At 73.5% G+C, this 15,613-nt stretch carries 9 protein-coding genes; all 9 read right to left on the bottom strand.

Annotated features, from left to right (window positions below; translation table 11 throughout):
* Window positions 1-13: 13 nt before the first annotated feature.
* Genes FHX73_RS28680 through FHX73_RS28640 form a run of 9 tightly spaced genes read right to left on the bottom strand, consistent with a single transcriptional unit; the run spans window position 14 to window position 15,612 of the window.
* Window positions 14-1,120 carry a thiopeptide maturation pyridine synthase gene (locus tag FHX73_RS28680; RefSeq protein ID WP_145908795.1) on the bottom strand — a complete coding sequence of 369 codons (1,107 nt, stop codon included), beginning with the start codon at window positions 1,118-1,120 and terminating at the stop codon, window positions 14-16.
* Window positions 1,117-3,522 (bottom strand): lantibiotic dehydratase, encoded by a 2,406-nt coding sequence (locus FHX73_RS28675; protein WP_145908794.1) that lies wholly within the window; start codon window positions 3,520-3,522, stop codon window positions 1,117-1,119. Before FHX73_RS28675 ends, FHX73_RS28680 begins: the two co-directional genes overlap by 4 nt.
* On the bottom strand, window positions 3,519-5,372 hold the full coding sequence (locus FHX73_RS28670; RefSeq protein ID WP_145908793.1) for a TOMM precursor leader peptide-binding protein: 1,854 nt from the start codon (window positions 5,370-5,372) through the stop codon (window positions 3,519-3,521). The genes FHX73_RS28675 and FHX73_RS28670 overlap by 4 nt, the downstream gene beginning before the upstream one ends.
* 22 nt (window positions 5,373-5,394) lie before the next feature.
* Window positions 5,395-6,840 carry a nitroreductase family protein gene (locus FHX73_RS28665; protein WP_145908792.1) on the bottom strand — a complete coding sequence of 482 codons (1,446 nt, stop codon included), beginning with the start codon at window positions 6,838-6,840 and terminating at the stop codon, window positions 5,395-5,397.
* Between the two features lie 3 nt (window positions 6,841-6,843).
* Window positions 6,844-7,830, bottom strand: coding sequence for a lantibiotic dehydratase C-terminal domain-containing protein (locus tag FHX73_RS28660; RefSeq protein ID WP_145908791.1), 987 nt, complete (start codon window positions 7,828-7,830; stop codon window positions 6,844-6,846).
* Window positions 7,823-10,450, bottom strand: coding sequence for a lantibiotic dehydratase (locus tag FHX73_RS28655; protein WP_145908790.1), 2,628 nt, complete (start codon window positions 10,448-10,450; stop codon window positions 7,823-7,825). Before FHX73_RS28655 ends, FHX73_RS28660 begins: the two co-directional genes overlap by 8 nt.
* Window positions 10,450-12,006 carry a SagB family peptide dehydrogenase gene (locus FHX73_RS28650; protein WP_170305119.1) on the bottom strand — a complete coding sequence of 519 codons (1,557 nt, stop codon included), beginning with the start codon at window positions 12,004-12,006 and terminating at the stop codon, window positions 10,450-10,452. The genes FHX73_RS28655 and FHX73_RS28650 overlap by 1 nt, the downstream gene beginning before the upstream one ends.
* The gene (locus FHX73_RS28645) at window positions 12,003-13,652 is read right to left on the bottom strand and encodes a TOMM precursor leader peptide-binding protein (RefSeq protein ID WP_145908788.1); all 1,650 of its coding nucleotides are present in this window, start codon (window positions 13,650-13,652) and stop codon (window positions 12,003-12,005) included. Before FHX73_RS28645 ends, FHX73_RS28650 begins: the two co-directional genes overlap by 4 nt.
* Window positions 13,645-15,612 (bottom strand): hypothetical protein, encoded by a 1,968-nt coding sequence (locus FHX73_RS28640; protein ID WP_145908787.1) that lies wholly within the window; start codon window positions 15,610-15,612, stop codon window positions 13,645-13,647. The genes FHX73_RS28645 and FHX73_RS28640 overlap by 8 nt, the downstream gene beginning before the upstream one ends.
* Window position 15,613 lies beyond the last annotated feature (1 nt).

The following is a 15,613-nucleotide window of genomic DNA, read 5'->3' as shown; positions in this document are numbered from 1 at the left end:
TCTGGCGGGCCGGTTAGAGCCGGCCGCCGCTCTCGACGTAGCCGATCAGGCCCTGGATCCGCTCCATCGCGGTCACTCCGTGCACGTCCTCGACGGCGCGGGAGACCACGTGGCAGATCAGGTTGCGCTCCAACTCGCCGATGCCCAGCCGGTACATGTTGAGGTAGAGCCAGTTGAGCACCACCCGGTAGCGCCGGAACTCGTCCCAGCCGCCGAGTTGGTCGGCGGCGGCCCGGTGACCGCCGAGCGCCTGGTGGAAGGGGCTGCGGTCGGACCAGGCGGTCCAGGTCGATCCCCACTCCTCCGGGTCGCCGTTGTCGTCGGTGTCCAGTGCCAACTCGCCGGTCTCGATCAGCTCGTTGGCCTGGTTGCGGTAGCGGAGCAGGATGTCGGGCAGGTCGCTGAACAGCAGCACGTCGTGGTATTCGGCGGCGCCGGTGATCTCGACGACCCGCTGCCGGAACAGGTCCGCGTTGCCCTCGTAGACCCGGTCGAACCGTTCGCGCAGGCCGTCGGGCATCTTCGCCAGGAACGCGTCGGCGTGTCCGCGGAAGGACATGTAGCCGTAGGTCACCGGCGGGAGGAACCGGTTCGCCACCGCGATGAACATGTCGACGGCGAGCGCCATCTTCGAGCCGCCGGCGCGGACCCAGTCGAGGATGTCGAACACGCTCTGGTTGGTGTCGACGTAGTAGTCGGCGAGCAGGTCCGCCGCGGCGAGCCCGCCGAGCACGTTCTCGCGCCGGTCGTAGGGTTCGATCCCGATGCTGTTGTTGGGCGCCCAGGGAGTCAGCGGCCCGCGCTCGCGCTCCTGTTCGGCCAGCCGGACGTGCTGTGCGTGCGAGGCCTGCTCGTCGAGCAGGACGGTGGACGGGTGCGCCCGCAGGTAGGTCGCGAGCACCTCGGCCGCGGCCGGCGCGACGACCGCGTCGAAGGCCTCGGCGCTCGCCTGGATCGGGATGCGCACGTGCGGCCCGCGCCGCCAGTGCGGCTGGTAGTAGACCCTGGACACCGACGGGGCGACCGCCGCGATGAACGGGCGCACCGCGTCGAGCACCAGGTCGGTGCGGTCGGCGTCGTGGTGGTACACGTTCACGGTGCGCCACAAGGACTCTGTCATGTCGTCTGGTCTCCCTGGCAGTTGAGCTCGATGACGTATTCGGTCACCCGCGGGACCCCCTGGTGGTCGAGGAGCGCGGTCTCGGGTGCCGGTGCGACCTCGTAGAAGACGGCCGTGCCGGCCGGGTCCCTGGCCAGCCGCTCGAAGGCCAGGACGAGGTGCGGTGATCCGATGTCGACGTACATCGGCTTGCGGCTGCGGTCGCCCACGAACGAGCCGGCCGACAGGGCGCGCATCCGCAGCACGGACACGAAGAACCGCAGCGGGAGCCCACGCGCGGTCAGCCAACTCGTCAGCGCCAGCAGGAAGTCCGCGTCGGACTGGCCCGCCGCGCGGCGCGGCAGGGTGCCCGGCGGGGCCACCCAGCTGGCTCGCCGCAGCACCACGCGCCCGATGCTCAGCCGCGGCGCGTGCAGCACCCGGCCCTGACCGCTGCCGGCGCCCGCGTCGTGCTGCAGCGGCTGGTCGGGCCGCAGCAGCAGCGGGTTCTCGCCGAACGCCTCGACCAGCAGCGCCTTGACCGGCGGGAACTGCCGCTCATAGGAGAGTCCGCCGTGGACCGGGCGGACGGCCGTGCCGTCGTCGAACAGGACCGGCAGTCCGTCGTCGTCGACGCCGACCGTCAGCCGGGCGGACGGCGGGTAGTCGAGCCGGTCCGGCAGCGCCGGCTCGCGCTGGTTGAGCGAGACGCCGAGGGTGGTGGTGAACTCCGCGTACGTCGGCTCGCCCGGGTAGACCGCGTCGACCGGCAGCGGATCGTCCGTCAGGTAGCGCAGCAGTCGGCGCACCTGCGAACGGGCCCGGCCGAAGCCGGAGTTGACCGCGTTGACGATCAACTCCGCCCCGTCGCACTGGGCGTAGACGGCGACCGAGCCGACCGGGCGCACCCAGGCCGGCAGCGCGTCGAGCACCTGCTCGATCCGTCGGCGGTCCGGCAGCGCGCGCCGGATCTCGGCGACCAGGTCCACCACTTGGCGCACCTCGGCGACCGGGCTGGCCGCGAGGGTCGTGGCCAGCCCGGCCATGTCGAAGCCGATCACGGCGGGGTGCAGCCGCATGGCCTCGCGGCCGTCCTGGACGAGTGCGGCGTAGAACCGGTCGAACGGCACCGGAGTGTCCGTGCCGAAGTGCTCCCGGATGAACGCGGCGATCGCCAGTTTGAACGGCAGCGTGCAGTCGAAGACGGCGAGCAGCCGGCAGGCGACGGCCAGATCGTCGAGAGCGTCCTGCCAGGCCGGCAGAGCGGCGTCGACCACGACTCCGGGGATGACCGACTGCTCGGTCAGCACGTCCCGCAGCTTGCCGGCGATGCCGAGCTCGCCCAGTGACTCCTGGAGCGCCGCCCCGAGTTCGATCCGGTCGGCCCCCTTCGCGCTCCCGTAGGTGCGCAGCCGCTCCCGGAGCGGCGCCAGGGCGGGCACCCGCTGCGCCAACTGCCGCAGCGGATCGATGCCGTGGTCGTCGAAGTCCGACTGGACCAGCAGCAGTCCGCTCGCCACCAGCGAGCGCAGGTAGCCGGCCGCCTGCTGCGGGGGCGCGGGGAAGGCCGCTGCCAGCTCGGCGAGCGTCGGCCGGTCGGCGGCGGCGCGCAGGCAGTGCCGCAGCGGTGGGGTCAGGGGCAGCGTGAGGAGTTCCTCGGCCGGCGGCGGACCGAGGAACCGGACGGTGTCGGCCACCAGTCGGGCGCTCGGATTGACCCGGATCCGCACCCCGGCCAGCCGGTTGGCCAAGGGGGTGAGGACCGACAGGTCGAGTTCGACGATCGACCGCGGCTGCTCGGTCGCGGCCCAGCGCAGCGCCGGCCCGTCCGCGACGAAGCGGCCGAGGCCGCTGGCGGTGAACGTACTGAACGGGCTGGTCTTGAGCGCGGCGCGGGCGGTGTAGACGGCCAGCCGGATCAACTCCTGGCGCCCGGGCCGGCGTTCGAGCACCTGGTAGAGGGTGGGGCTGGCGTGGGCGAGGCCCTGGTCGAACCGGGGATCGGCGCTGATCTCGCGCAGGCCCGCGTCGACCGAGCGCACCGCTTCGGCCAGCACGGTCGGTAGTTGCGCCCGGTCGGCCCGGTACCGGCCCAGTCTGCGGCCGAACTCGGCGATGTCCGAGGCGAGTTCCTCGCCCAGCGCGGCCGCGACCCGGGGCTCGGCGAGCAGCCGGCCGGGATCGCGCAACTGGTGCACGCTGCGGCGCAGCGCCACCAGCTTGGGCTTGGCCGCGGGGTCGGGCAGCGCGCCGATGACCTCGTGGCAGCGCTCGGACAGCCGCACGGCGCCGACGGCCAGCTCGGCGCCCGTGCGGGACAGCGTGATCAGCTCCGCCCGCAGCCGATGGTCGACCAGCCGGTCGACCACGTCGGCGGGCAGGCCCGCGACGCGCACTCCGAAGGTGCTGGCGTGGCCGGTCACGGGAACGGGTGGGGGTGGGGGTTGAGGTCGGCCTCGGTCAGCGGGCGCGCCGCGTGGCCGAGCCGGTGGGGCACCTCCAGGAGCCGGGGCAGACCGGTGGTCCGCCGGTTGCGGTGGCCGAAGGTCATCGACAGGGCGCCGGGCGCGATCACCTTCACGCAGTGCAGGTCGGCGGCCTCGTGCAGCGGCGAGGTCTGGTTGACGACCACGACGTCCATGCCGCCCGCCAGCATCCGGTCGACGGCCTCGGTGAGGTCGTCCCGCAGGTCGGCGTGGAGCGGCCAGGGGCGGCGGCCGAGCACCTCCTCCCAGCTGATCACCCGGTCGCGGGAGAGCAGGAAGTCGAAGCGGTCGAACGCCTCCGGCGTCGCGGCGCACACCGAATGGTCCGTCATGATGCGCACCAGCTCGGGATCGGCCGCCATCCGCCGGCCCCGCTCGGCTTCCGCCGGGTACCTGGCCAGCTCCACCTGGACGATGGGCGCCAGTTCGCCGAGGGCGGTGAGCAGGGCGGCGACCGGGTCCAGCGCCGAGCCGCTGGTGGAGACGACCCGCGGCCGGCCCTCGTCACCGGTGGTGTCCTGGGCCAGCACCCAGAACGCGCGGATCCCCTCGGTCAGCGTGATGTCGAAGGCCCGCACCCGGTAGCCGGTGCGCTCGATCCGCTCCACGACCAGCCCGATGCGCGGATCCGGCGCCCCGGCCAGGTCCACCTCCGGCACGGGCATCCGGGCGTACCAGGTCAGCAGGAACGCGTCGCGCTCGACGATCTCCAGGATCCCGTGCAGGACCGCCTCCTCGACGCTGCCGCCGAGCGCGCAGCCGTTGGAGATCTCGAAGGTGAACGGCTTGTCCGCCTGGGCCCCCGGCTGCCAGTCCGTCCGGTAGTACGCGTGGCTCTCCGGCACCAGCACCGGCCGGCCCTGGCCGAAGGAGTACGCCCACACCCAGGACACCACGGCGTCCTCGGTGAACGGCTGGTGGTGGCCGTCCGGCTCCAGGTAGGTCCCCGCGGGGAGCAGGCCGAGCGTGCGCGGGTCCACGGCGTGCTCGGCCAGTTCCGCGTAACTGCCGCGCACGGTGGTCCGCTTGCCCCAGGGCCACTGGCCGCCGAGCCGCTCCAGCGCCTCGGCGACGGCGGTGGCCCGGCTGGAGGCGAAGTCGCGGGTGCGCCCGAACCCCGCCTCGCCCTTGTAGCCGTACTCGGCCAGCACCGCCTCGGTCAGCGCGACGATGGAGTCGCGCATGCCCCGGGGCGGGGCGACCACGCCGGTCTCGGCGTCCACGTAGCACGAGGCCAGCCGCGCCTCGGAGAGTGCGCGGATCCGGCTGGCGCCGGGCCGGGGCTTGGGCCGGGCCTGGGGCACGATCTCGGCGAGGGCGGCCGTGTCCTCGGGCAGCGCGCCGCAGACCGCGCACAGCGGGTCGGGCAGGAACGCGTGCCGGGACAGCGACAGGTCGCGCAGGTCGAGGAACCAGCAGCAGTCCTCGGCGACGCCCGCGTGCACCAGGTCGGCCACGGCCTCGGCGGCGAAGCCGGACAGCCAGGCCGACGGCTCGGCCGCGATCCGCTCGTCCTTGCGCAACTCGCCCGTCCACGGCGCCCGTTCGGGTGCGCTGGAGCGCCACTTCTGCACGCACCAGACGCAGCCGCGCGCACCGGGCCGCACCAACGGCCCGATCACGACCCGGTGCAGCTCGGTCCACACCGGCAGCCAGGGCTCGCCCCGGCCGTGCGCCGCCTCCCAGTCACTGGTGTCCCAGCCGTCGCGCGCCACCACGAGCACCGCCGGCGGCCGCCGGGCGATGGTGGCGGCCAACAGGCCGTCACCCATCACGGTGTCAGTCACGAGCCGATCTCCTTCACCAGGTTCACCAGGTCAGCCGGAACTCGGGGCGCAGCCCGGCCGGGTGCTCGGTGCCGAACTGCGCCACCAGCAGGCTCCGCTTGCGCCCCTCCAGGCCGAACCAGGTGTCCAACCGGTGGGTGAGCACGTCGTTCTGGATCCGGCTCGCCACGCCGATGGAGGCGGCGGCGAGGCAGGCCCGGTGCAGCGCGGCACCGCCGGCCGCCTGCTGCACCCGGTACCAGCGGGCGCCGAACCGCTCTTCGAGGGCTTCGCCGTCGCCGACCGGCAGCAGCCAGACGTTGGCCGTGCGGGCGCCCTGCTGGGGCAGCGCGGCCAGCGCGGCCTCACGCAGCTGCTGCCGGGGGTCGCCCTCGGCGACCAGCTCCAGCTGGTGCTCGTCGGGGAGGTAGCGGTACGCGCCGGGCCGGATGCCGGTCACGTCGGCGATGACGCAGTAGAGCTCGACCGGGTTGGCCGGCAGGTCCCAGGGCTGCTGCCGGCCGTAGCCGGTGAGGATGGTGGCCAGCGTGGTCATCGACATGGTCTCGCCGTTGAAGCCGCGCATGGCGGCGTGCCGGGTGCGGGTGCCGGCCAGCAGGTCGACCTCCGCGTGCGGCAGGCGGATCCGCTCAGCTACCTCAGCTACCTCCGCCGGCTCGGCCGGCGGTTCCACCAGTGCGGCCGGCAGCGGCTCCGGGCCGGGCCGGCTCTGCGCGAGCACCGACGAGTGCGCGCCGGCGGCGAGCGGGTAAGGCGCCAGCGAGGGGCCGCCGTAGGTGGCGGGCACCGGCGGGACCAGCTCGATGACCGCGTGCACCCCCTCCTCCTTCGGGTCGAGCCCGAGCAGCTCGGTGACGTCGACGTCCGGGAAGCACAGCCGGGCCGTGGCGTTCTGGTCGCCGCCGACCACCAGCGCCTGCGCCACCTGGATCCCGGCCTCCAGGCAGACCAGGCGGTAGTACATCTCGCCGTACTTGGCGGCCAGCCGCCAGAACACGTTGGTCTGCACGAGGACGGTCGCGGCCGGCCGGGACGCCACCCAGTGCCGGTAGTCACCGGCGCGCAGCATCACCAGGGCGTGCCGGGCCGGGTCGTAGTAGTGGACGCCGGTCGGCACCTCCGAGTCGGGGCCGGCGATCACGTACCACTCCGCGCTGTACCGGGCGCCCCCCGACGGCGTCGGACGCCGCGTCACCAGCCACTGCAGCGGGTCGGAGTCCGGGATGGCCTCGAAACTGTCGGTGAAGGGCAGCTTGTCCAGCGGGGTCAGCCACTGCGACCGGGTGATGCCGCCGAGGTCGGCGAGCATCTTGCCGAGCCGGTGCCCGGAGCGCTCCGGCGGCCAGGGCAGCGGGTGCCGCGGTGCGCCCGGGTAGGTCTTGACCACCAGGGGCGGGTAGGCCTCCTGGTTCAGCACCTCGGTGGGGGTGTGCACGGTCTGCGTGTAGTGCGTCGCGTCGTTGCTCATGGCTCACACCGCGCACAGGTCGAAGGCGGTCCTGGTCAACAGCGCCCGCAGGTGGGACTCCTGGGCCAGGCTGATGCCCAGTCGGTTGCACATCAGGTGCATGCACCGTTCCACGATCAGCTGCGGCACCAGGTGGTTGATGTGCTGCAGCACGTCGGCCGGCGCCTCGAAGTCGGGGTAGGAGTCCAGCTCGCCCAGCAGCTCCAGCTTGACCAGGGTGTCGTTGACGTCCCGCACGGTGGTCAGCCAACGGCTCGGCACGGACGCCTCCGGCAGTGCCACGCCCCTCGTCGAGGCGAACACCGCCTCCAGGCTGCTGCGCAGCGGGGCCTTGTTCGCCTCGAAGGTCCGCTCGAACTCCGCCGACTGCAGCAGCTCCGCCCCCGGGCCGCTGCCCTCGACCATGAACCGTGCCTGGTAGGCGAGTTCGGGCAGGATGCCGGTGAAGACGGTGCGGTTGGCGGCCATCATGGCGAAGGCGTCCATGGCGCGCTGCCCGGCCGTGCGGCCGCGGGTGATCAGTTCGACGGCCAGCACGCTGGAGGCCATGAGCTGCTGCTCGACGGCCTCCAGTGCGCGGCCGGTGCCGAACACGTCGGTCTGCGGCACGTAGTCGATGAACGCGAGCGAGTTGTCCGGGTGCAGCACGGTGTCGTACTCGTCCATGCCCTCCACCTCGGCCAGGGCGGGCGCGGACTCGGCGTACTCCTGCTCGGTCAGCGCGGTCTGCGACGGCAGGGCGCGGTAGAACTCGGCGGCCGTCTCCTCGATGACCGAGCGGACCTCCTGCGCCTGCTCGGGCCGGGTGCGCACCCGCAGCCGCACGTGCGGGCCGCCCTCCCAGTAGCGCAGGAAGAAGAAGCCTTCGGCCAGCCCGGCCAGGCCCAGCCGTTCGACCGCGGGCTTGACGACACCGGCGATCACGGCGTCCTGGTCGCCGTGGTAGAAGAGGTGGGCGCTGACCCAACTGCACTCGGACTGCTCAGACATAGGTGACTCCGGGCTCGTTCAGTTCCACGATGTACTCGGCGACGTGCTCACCGCGGATCCGGCCGGGATCCGGCAGCATCTCGGTGATCTGCACGATCGCGTTCGGCTCGGCGAGCCGGCGTTCCAACCCGAGCAGCAGCAGCATGCTCGCGAAATCCACGTAGTTCGGTTTGGTGTCGTTGCTCATCACCTGGCCGTTCTGGGCCTGGCCGAGCGAGGCCGGGTCGAGGACGGTGACGAAGCAGTGCTCGGGGATGCCGTGTTCGGCCAGCCAGCCGGCCATCCGCAGCATCCAGGCCGCGCCGGTCGGGGCGTCGGAGCGCCGGGGCAGCCGGTCGGCGCGGGTCAGCCACATGGCGCGGCGCAGCACCACGTCGCCCACCATCAGCCGGGGCAGGTGGCGCACGCCGTCGTCGGCGCGCGGGTCGGCGGTCATCCGCAGTTCGGTGTGCGCGCCGAACCAGGTGTTGGACTCGCCGAACGCCTCGATCATGAAGCGGGCGGCCGCCGGCAGCAGCCGGTCGGCGCCGAGGCCCGGGTGCACGGGGCAGATCCGCTTGCCCAGCCGCCGCGACACCAGCTCGGGCAGCCCGTCCGCGCCGCAGCGCACGTACAGGTCGTTGACCGCCACCCGGTCCTCGTCCTCGCGGGTGCTGCGGACGCCGGGGTAGTCGACGACCAGTCCGACGCCCGGCCTCCGGACGTTGACGGCGGAGCGGGCGACCGCCTCGAACTCGGCGAAGAGCATGCCGTCGAGGTCCGCGGCCAGCCCGGGCTCGTCCGGGGCGTCGGCGTCCAGGTCGAGCACGTCCAGGATCTGCCGCACCCGGTTGCGGCCGCGGCCGAAGCCGCAGCCGATGCTGTTGACCACCAGCTCCGGGTTGTGCGCGGGGCCGCCGAGTTGGCAGTAGACGGCGAGCGAGGTCGGGGTGCGCACCCAGTCCGGCCACTCCTTGGCCAGCAGGCGCACCTCCTCGGCGTCGACCCGGACCACGCCGTCGCGGTCGGGCGTCCGTTCGCCCAGCAGCCGCTTGCTGGCGGTGCGCAGGCGGTGCAGCTCGCGCACGGCCTCGACGGGGCTGTCCGCGTCGGCGAACCGGCTGTGCGCCGGGGCCGACGCGGTGCCGGCGGACTGCGCGGCCAGCACGTCCCGGTAGAAGACCAGCAGCGGGATGTCGGCGCCGGCCGGGTACCGGTCGCGCAGCAGCGAACCGAGCGTCAGCTTGAACGGCAGGTCGGGCCCGATCAGGCCGAGCAGGGTGCGCACCGCGTCGAGGTCGTCGAGCAGCGGCCGCCAGCCCGCCCGGTCCAGCACGGCGGCCGTGCCGGGGTGGACCGCGTTCTCGTAGAAGCTGTAGCGGGCGAACTCCCGGGCCATCCTGGGGTTTTCGGCGTGGGCGAGGTCGCCGACCTCGCGCAGCGCGGTGTCCAGTCCGCGGACCACGGCCTCGCGGACGGCGACCCGGTCGCCGGGTTCGGTGATGGTCGGGTAGCTCGACAGGGCCTCGGCCACGCCTTGCAGGGTGCGGTCCAGCCGTTCCAGGCCGGGCCGGCGGCGCCGGTGCAGCCAGGAGCGCAGGTCGCCGATCGGGTCCGCGGACTGGTCGGCGAGCGGCGGGACCAGTTCCAGCAGGCCCAGCGCCATCAGTCGGCGCAGGAACAGGTCGACCTGGCGCCCGTCAGTCGCCACGGCCAGCAGCGTGCTCCGCAGCTCGTCGAACGTGCTGTCCGGGGTGGTCAGTTCGAGCACCCGGCGCAGGGTCGGGGTGAGCGCGAGGGTGTGCACGTGCTCGACCGGCCGGCGGCCGAGGAAGAGCAGGGCGCCGTCGACGGTCGTGGCGCTGGGGTTGATCCGGATCGGGCAGCCGCCCACCAGGTCCGGGCGCTCGCACACGGCGCGCGCGATCCGGTGCAGCGAGCCGACGCTGACCTCGGTCACGGTCGCGGCACTGCGCTCCCCCACGGCCGCCTCGACGACGTCCCCGGCCTCGCCCCAGACGGCCAGGCCGCTGCTGGTGAAGGTGGAGTACGGGCTGGTCTTCGCGGCGGACCGGGCCAGGTACTGCGCCAGCCGCAGCACGGTCTGGCGCTGCGGTGCGCGTCCGGTGTCGAACCACTTCCGCAGGGCCAGGAACATGTCCGGGTTGGCGTGCACGAGCCCGAGTTGGAAGGCGGGCAGGCGGGTCGCGGCGAGCAGCGCGTCGTAGCTCTCGGCCCAGTCCTGTTCGAGCTGCTCCGGCAGGGCCGCGAGCAGGCGGTCGCGTTCGGTGAGCCGCTCGGTCCACTCCCGCAGCGGGGCGGCCAACTCGGCGGGGACGTCGACCAGCCGTGCCGGGTCGATGTGGCGGCCGCGGTGCACGGCCCTGCGCACCGCGACCAGGCCGGCCTTGATCCGGCCCTCGCCCGCGGCGCCGATCGCCGCGTGCAGCAGGCCCGACAGCTCGCCGGCCACGGTGGCGATCTCGGCGCGCAGCGGCACCAGTTCGGTGGCCGTGCGCCAGCTGCGCGCGCACCGCAGTCCGTCCAGCGCGGCGACCGGGCTGCCGGCGAGGCGGACCACGGCGGCGGGGCCGGGCAGGTAGCGCTCCGGGTCGGGGTCGACCTCCAGCTGCCGGTCCATCACTCCACCCCCTCGGGCTCGACGGGAACGATCACGCGACCGCCCGGGCCGGTTCTGGCCAGCAGGATCTGGAAGAGCGGGGCGTGCCGGGGGTCGGCGAGCCCGAGGGCCGCCCGGACCCCTTCGGCGTGGTAGGCGTTGACGATCCGTCCGGACATGCCCTGGGCCGCGGCGGCGACGCACACGCGGTGCGCGAGCAGCCCGGCCTCCTGGTTGAGCACCCGGTAGCCGCGGTCGCCGAAGGTGTCGAAGGCCCAGTCGCGGTCGCCGACGAGGTGGACGATGGCGTTCATGTCGCGGAACACCGGTCCGGGGATGGTGACCCGCTCGATCGCCGTCACAGCGTCGGTGTCGGCGTCGGTGTCGGCGTCGGCGCGCAGGACCGGGTGCAGCGCGCCGGTGTGCTGGTCGAGCCGGTAGCAGCCCGCCGGAATCCCGGTGAGGTCGCCCACGGTCAGGTAGATCTCCAGCGGGACGGGCGCGCCGGCCGGGACGGAGTCGCTGGTGACGCCGGTGCGGATCCGGGCCAGCCGCGCCCACAGCTCGATCCCGTCGACCTGCGAGGCGACCGGCTTGAAGAGCCCGGGACCGGAGTCCCGCTCCCGCAGCACCTGCGCCAGGTCGATCTGCGGGGCCTCGACCGGCGGCAGCGGCAGCGGTTCGGTGTCGGGCACGGCGGGCGCGACCGGTTCGGCCGCCGCGAAGGTCGCGGTGTCGGTGCGCAGGGACGCGCGGTTGACCTTGGTCAGCGTCGGGCAGGCCTGAGCGACCTTCAGCCCGCTGGGGACCACGGTCGGACTGATCGGGTCGATGGTCGCGGCCAGCGCCGCGGCCGTCCGCGGAACCGGGTCACGCTGCAGGTCGGCATCAGCGAGGTGCAGCGCCAGCACCACCAGGGCCGGCTCCTCGTCGCGGTCGAGTCCGAGCAGCTTGTCGACCGGCTCGTCGAGGAACTGGTGGTGCACGTGCGCCCGCAGGCCCATGGACCGCGCGACCAGGTCGAGGTTCCCGGTGAGCAGCCCGGCCTCCTGGGTGCACAGGCGGTAGGCGTAGTCGCGGTAGATGTACGCGGTCTTGGAGAACAGCCCGGACAGCACGAACACGGCCTCCGCAGACGCGCCCGCGGTGCCGGTCGCCCCGGCCAGCAGCTGCCGGTGGTCCCCGTCACGCAGCAGCACCAACTCGTGGTGCGGGGCGTCGTAGTGGTGGACGCCCTCGGGCAGCACCACGTACAGCTGGACGCCGAACAGGCAGCGGGCGGAGGCGACCATGCGGTGGTAGGGCCAGGTCCCGTTGGTGTCGAACTCCTGCCGGGAGAGGCCGTAGCCGTAGCGCAGCAGCGTCGACAGCGCCGTCCCGTCGAAGGCCTCGACCTCGCGCAGCGCGCGCGGGACCCTGGTGGTCAGCGGGCGGCGGGGCCGGCCCCGGTAGATCTTGAACTTCAGCGGCTCGTCGGGGTTGGCGTACTCCGACTGCCGGGCCTCCATCGCCTCGGCGAGGTCCTCCAGGCTGACCCGCAGGAACTCCCGGCCGACGCTTCCCTCGCCCCTGTTCACGGGAAGGGATGCGGGTGCGGGTTGCGCACCTCGGACAGTCTGGGCAGTCCGGTCACCCGCCGGGCCGCGTGTCCGAAGGTCATCGGCACCGATCCCGGTGCCAGCACCTTGACGCATCTGAAGCCTCCCGCTGTCTGTTCTGTGGAGGTGGTGTCGACGGCGACGACGTCCAGGCCGGCCGCGGCGAAGCGCCGCACGGCCTCGTCGAGGTCCGCGCCGATGTCGGTGTTGCGCGGCCAGTGCCAGTGGTCCAGTCGCTGCTCCCAGGTCCACGTCACCGGGTCGTCGAGCAGGAAGGAGTACCGGTCGAAGCTGGCCGGGTCGGCCGCGCAGAGCAGGTGGTCGGCCATCGTGTGGACGTCGTCCGGGTGGTCGGCCAGGTGCCGGGCACGGCGCTGCCAGTTCGGGTCGAGCGCCAGGATGGCCACGTACTCGACGGTCTGGCTCAGTTCGTGCAGCGCGGCCAGGATCGCCTCGGCGGGGCGCAGCCCGCTGCCACCGGTCGAAACGGCTCTGGGCCGCTCGGTGCCGGTGACGTCCTCGGCGAGGGTCCAGAACGACGGGATGCCGTGTTCCCGCGTGCTGTCGAAGACGTGCACCCGGTAGCCCTGGCGCTCGATGCGCTCGGCCACCAGCCGGATCCGGCGGTCGGGCACGGTGGCCAGGTCGATCTCGGGCAGCGCGGTCCGCTGGTACCAGGCCATCAGGAAGGCGTCGCGCTCGGCGACTTCGAGGATGCCGTGCAGCACCGCCTCCTCGTAGCACCCGCCGAGCGCGTTGCCGCTGGAGATCTCCTGGGCGAAGCCGGGCTCGCCACCGGACATCGACAGCCGGTAGTAGACGAAGCTCTCGGGCACCAGCACCGGCCGGTCGAGGCCGAAGGAGTGGCCCCAGACCCAGTTGGTGACCGCGTCCTCGGTGAACTCCCGGTACCGGAAGCCCGGGGTGCGGTACCGGTCGGCGGGGTAGAGGCCGAGCGAGCGGGGGTCGACCGCCGCGTCGGCCACCTCGGCGTAGGCCGCCGTGACGCCGGTGCGCTTGCCCGGCGCGTAGCCGGAGAGCCGCTCCAGCGATTCCACCACCGAGATCGACCAGGCGGACGAGAAGTCCCTGGTGCGGCCGTAGCCGGCGGCCTCCGTGACGACCCCGGGCACGGCCATGACGGCCTCGGTGAACGGGAAGGAGTGGTGCACGTAGGAGGTGACCGAGGGGATCAGGCCGCTCTGCTCGTCGACGTAGGTCGCCGCCAGCGCGTCCCGGTCCAGCAGGCGCACCCGGGTCGACTCGGGCGAGAGCTTGGGCCGCGCCTCCCGGGTGGCCTTCGCGCCCTGCTCGGTGTCGGCCGGCATCCGCGAACACCTCGGGCAGCGCGGGTCGGTGAGGAATCCGTGCCGGGAGAGCGCGAGCGTGGCCAGGTCGACGATCCAGAACCGCTGCGCCTCGGCCCGGGCCGAGGCCAACTCGGCGACGGTGTCGGCCAGGAAGCTCGGCAGCTCCCGCTCCGGCACCTCGACGGCCAGCTCGGCGGCGCTCTCGGCGGATGCGGCGGCGGTGCGCCGGGTGCGCAGGCACTCCGGGCAGCCCGGCTCCCACGGCCCGACCACCACCTGTCGTGGTTCGAGGAGCAGGTGTGGCTGCTCAGCCATGGACGACCACGGCGCGGACCACGAAGGGGCACAGCCGCGCGAGGGCGGGGTCGTGGTCGAGCGGCACCGCGACCACTCGGCCGCCGTCGCCCGCCAGCCGCGCCACGACCTCGTCCAGGGTGACCGAGACCGGCCGCGCCGCCGTCTCCCCGCGCAGGTGCTCGGGCAGCTCGGGCACGGGCGCCGGCGCGTAGCCGGGCTGGTCGGCCGATCGGGACTGGTAGGCGAGCAGGGTCTGCTCCAGCCCCTGCTCCAGCGCGACGCAGACTTCGAGGTCGCTCGTGTAGGCGACGGTGCCCTGCGGGGTGGTGAAGGCGAAGGTGGGCAGCCCGAGCAGCGCGGACAGGTCGTGGACCTCGAACGACTCCTCGACGATCTCCAGCAGCTTGCGGTAGCGCGCGGCGCGCTCGGTCAGCTCGGCGCCGTCCAGGTCGAGCCGGGGCAGCGGGTCGGTCGCGGTCGAAAGCGCCGCGGCCACGCCCTCGGTGGCCGCCGCGACGACGGCGGCGCGCACGGCTTCGGGCCAGTCGCTGCCGGAGGCCGCGGTGCGCGCGGGGAAGACCTGCGCGGCGTCGACGGCGACCGGCTCGCCGGTGCGCACGTCCAGGCCGGTCAGCCGGTCGCCCTTGCGGGAGTCGACCATGACGGCCGCGTAGCGTTCGAAGGCGTGCCGCACCGCGCGCTGGCGCGACTCGATCACGCTGTCGCCGCAGCCGTGCACCGGGAACGGACCGCCGGCCAGGCCGACCGGGTCGGAGACCAGGACCTCGCTGACGAACAGCGGCAGCTGCTCGTAGTCGCGCTCGGTGACCTCGGCGAACAGGCCGGTCCGCGGGTCGACGCAGTCCACGGCGCGCCGGGCCAGTTCCTCGTCGTCGACGGGCGCGGCGGCCGCGAGGGCGGCGAGCCGGGCCGGGTCGTCGGGAACGGCGGGCAGTGCGAGCGGGTGCGGCTGGAAGGCGTGGGTCGCGGTCTCCAGCGTCTCCAGGTCGAACCGGACCAGGCGGTCGGCGCCGGCGCCCTGGTCGATGCCGACGAGGTGGCGGAAGGCCGCGAAGCACAGCTGGTTGGCGACCAGGGCCACGGTGGGGCCGCGCAGGAACTCGCTGGGCGCCGCCTCCGGGTGGTCGGCCAGGTCCGCGCCGGCCAGGTCGAATGTGAGCGCGCACAACCGGCGCCACGCGGACTCCCACGCGGTGGGATCGTCGTTCTTCCCGATCACCGGGCCGATCCACGCCTCGTCGCCGGCCACGACCGCCTGCGCGAACGCGGCACCCGCGGCGACGGCCGCGGCGGGCAGCAGCCGGGCGCGCTCGACCATCGGCCGGTCGGTGACGTGCAGCACCATGTCGGCGTCCGCGGCCACCAGGTCGAGCCGCTCGGCGTTGGCGTCCAGGTAGCCGATCCGCTGCTGAGGGTCCTGCTCCTGGGCCGCGGCGAGGTGCTCGGCGACGCGGTCGCGGTCGAACGGCGACTCGGCGAACGGGGCGAGCACGCAGGTGCGCACACCGGCGCGCAGCTGGGAGTTGGTCAGCGCCTGCAGTAGCGGGCCGGACCCGGCCAGCACGACGCGGCTGTCGCGGTAGCCCTCGAAGCGGAGTTCGGGCGAGTCGGTGAAGTACTCGATGAAGGCGATGTTGGCCGCGTAGGCCTTGGTGAGCTCGGCGGTCAGGGTGTGCGGACGGTCCTCCAGCGCGTTCTTGACGTAGCCCTTGCCGAGCAGGACCAGAACGAGCTTGGCGAGCGCGGCGCGGCTGGACTCCGGTACCGAGGCGCAGAGTTCGCCGAGGGTCTTGGTGCCGTCCAGCAGCGGTGCGATCCGCTGGATCCACTCGTACGTCGACGCGCCCTTGAGTATCGAGCCGCCCAGATTGCTACGGATGTAGGCGCCCTCCGGCACGCGCATGACGTAGACGTCCCCGCGCAGTCGAGGCCGTACCTGATCGACGTTCACTTCCATG

It is taken from the genome of Kitasatospora viridis (assembly GCF_007829815.1).
GTDB lineage: Bacteria > Actinomycetota > Actinomycetes > Streptomycetales > Streptomycetaceae > Kitasatospora > Kitasatospora viridis.
The sequence above is the reverse complement of the archived record's forward strand: the minus strand, read 5'-3'. Positions and strand labels throughout refer to the sequence as shown.

Excerpts from the sequence above, each read along its gene's own strand:
- FHX73_RS28680 (WP_145908795.1), bottom strand. The coding sequence starts at position 1,120 with ATGACAGAGTCCTTGTGGCGCACCGTGAACGTGTACCACCACGACGCC.
- FHX73_RS28665 (WP_145908792.1), bottom strand. The coding sequence starts at position 6,840 with ATGAGCAACGACGCGACGCACTACACGCAGACCGTGCACACCCCCACC.
- FHX73_RS28660 (WP_145908791.1), bottom strand. The coding sequence starts at position 7,830 with ATGTCTGAGCAGTCCGAGTGCAGTTGGGTCAGCGCCCACCTCTTCTAC.
- FHX73_RS28655 (WP_145908790.1), bottom strand. The coding sequence starts at position 10,450 with ATGGACCGGCAGCTGGAGGTCGACCCCGACCCGGAGCGCTACCTGCCC.
- FHX73_RS28645 (WP_145908788.1), bottom strand. The coding sequence starts at position 13,652 with ATGGCTGAGCAGCCACACCTGCTCCTCGAACCACGACAGGTGGTGGTC.
- FHX73_RS28640 (WP_145908787.1), bottom strand. The coding sequence starts at position 15,612 with ATGGAAGTGAACGTCGATCAGGTACGGCCTCGACTGCGCGGGGACGTC.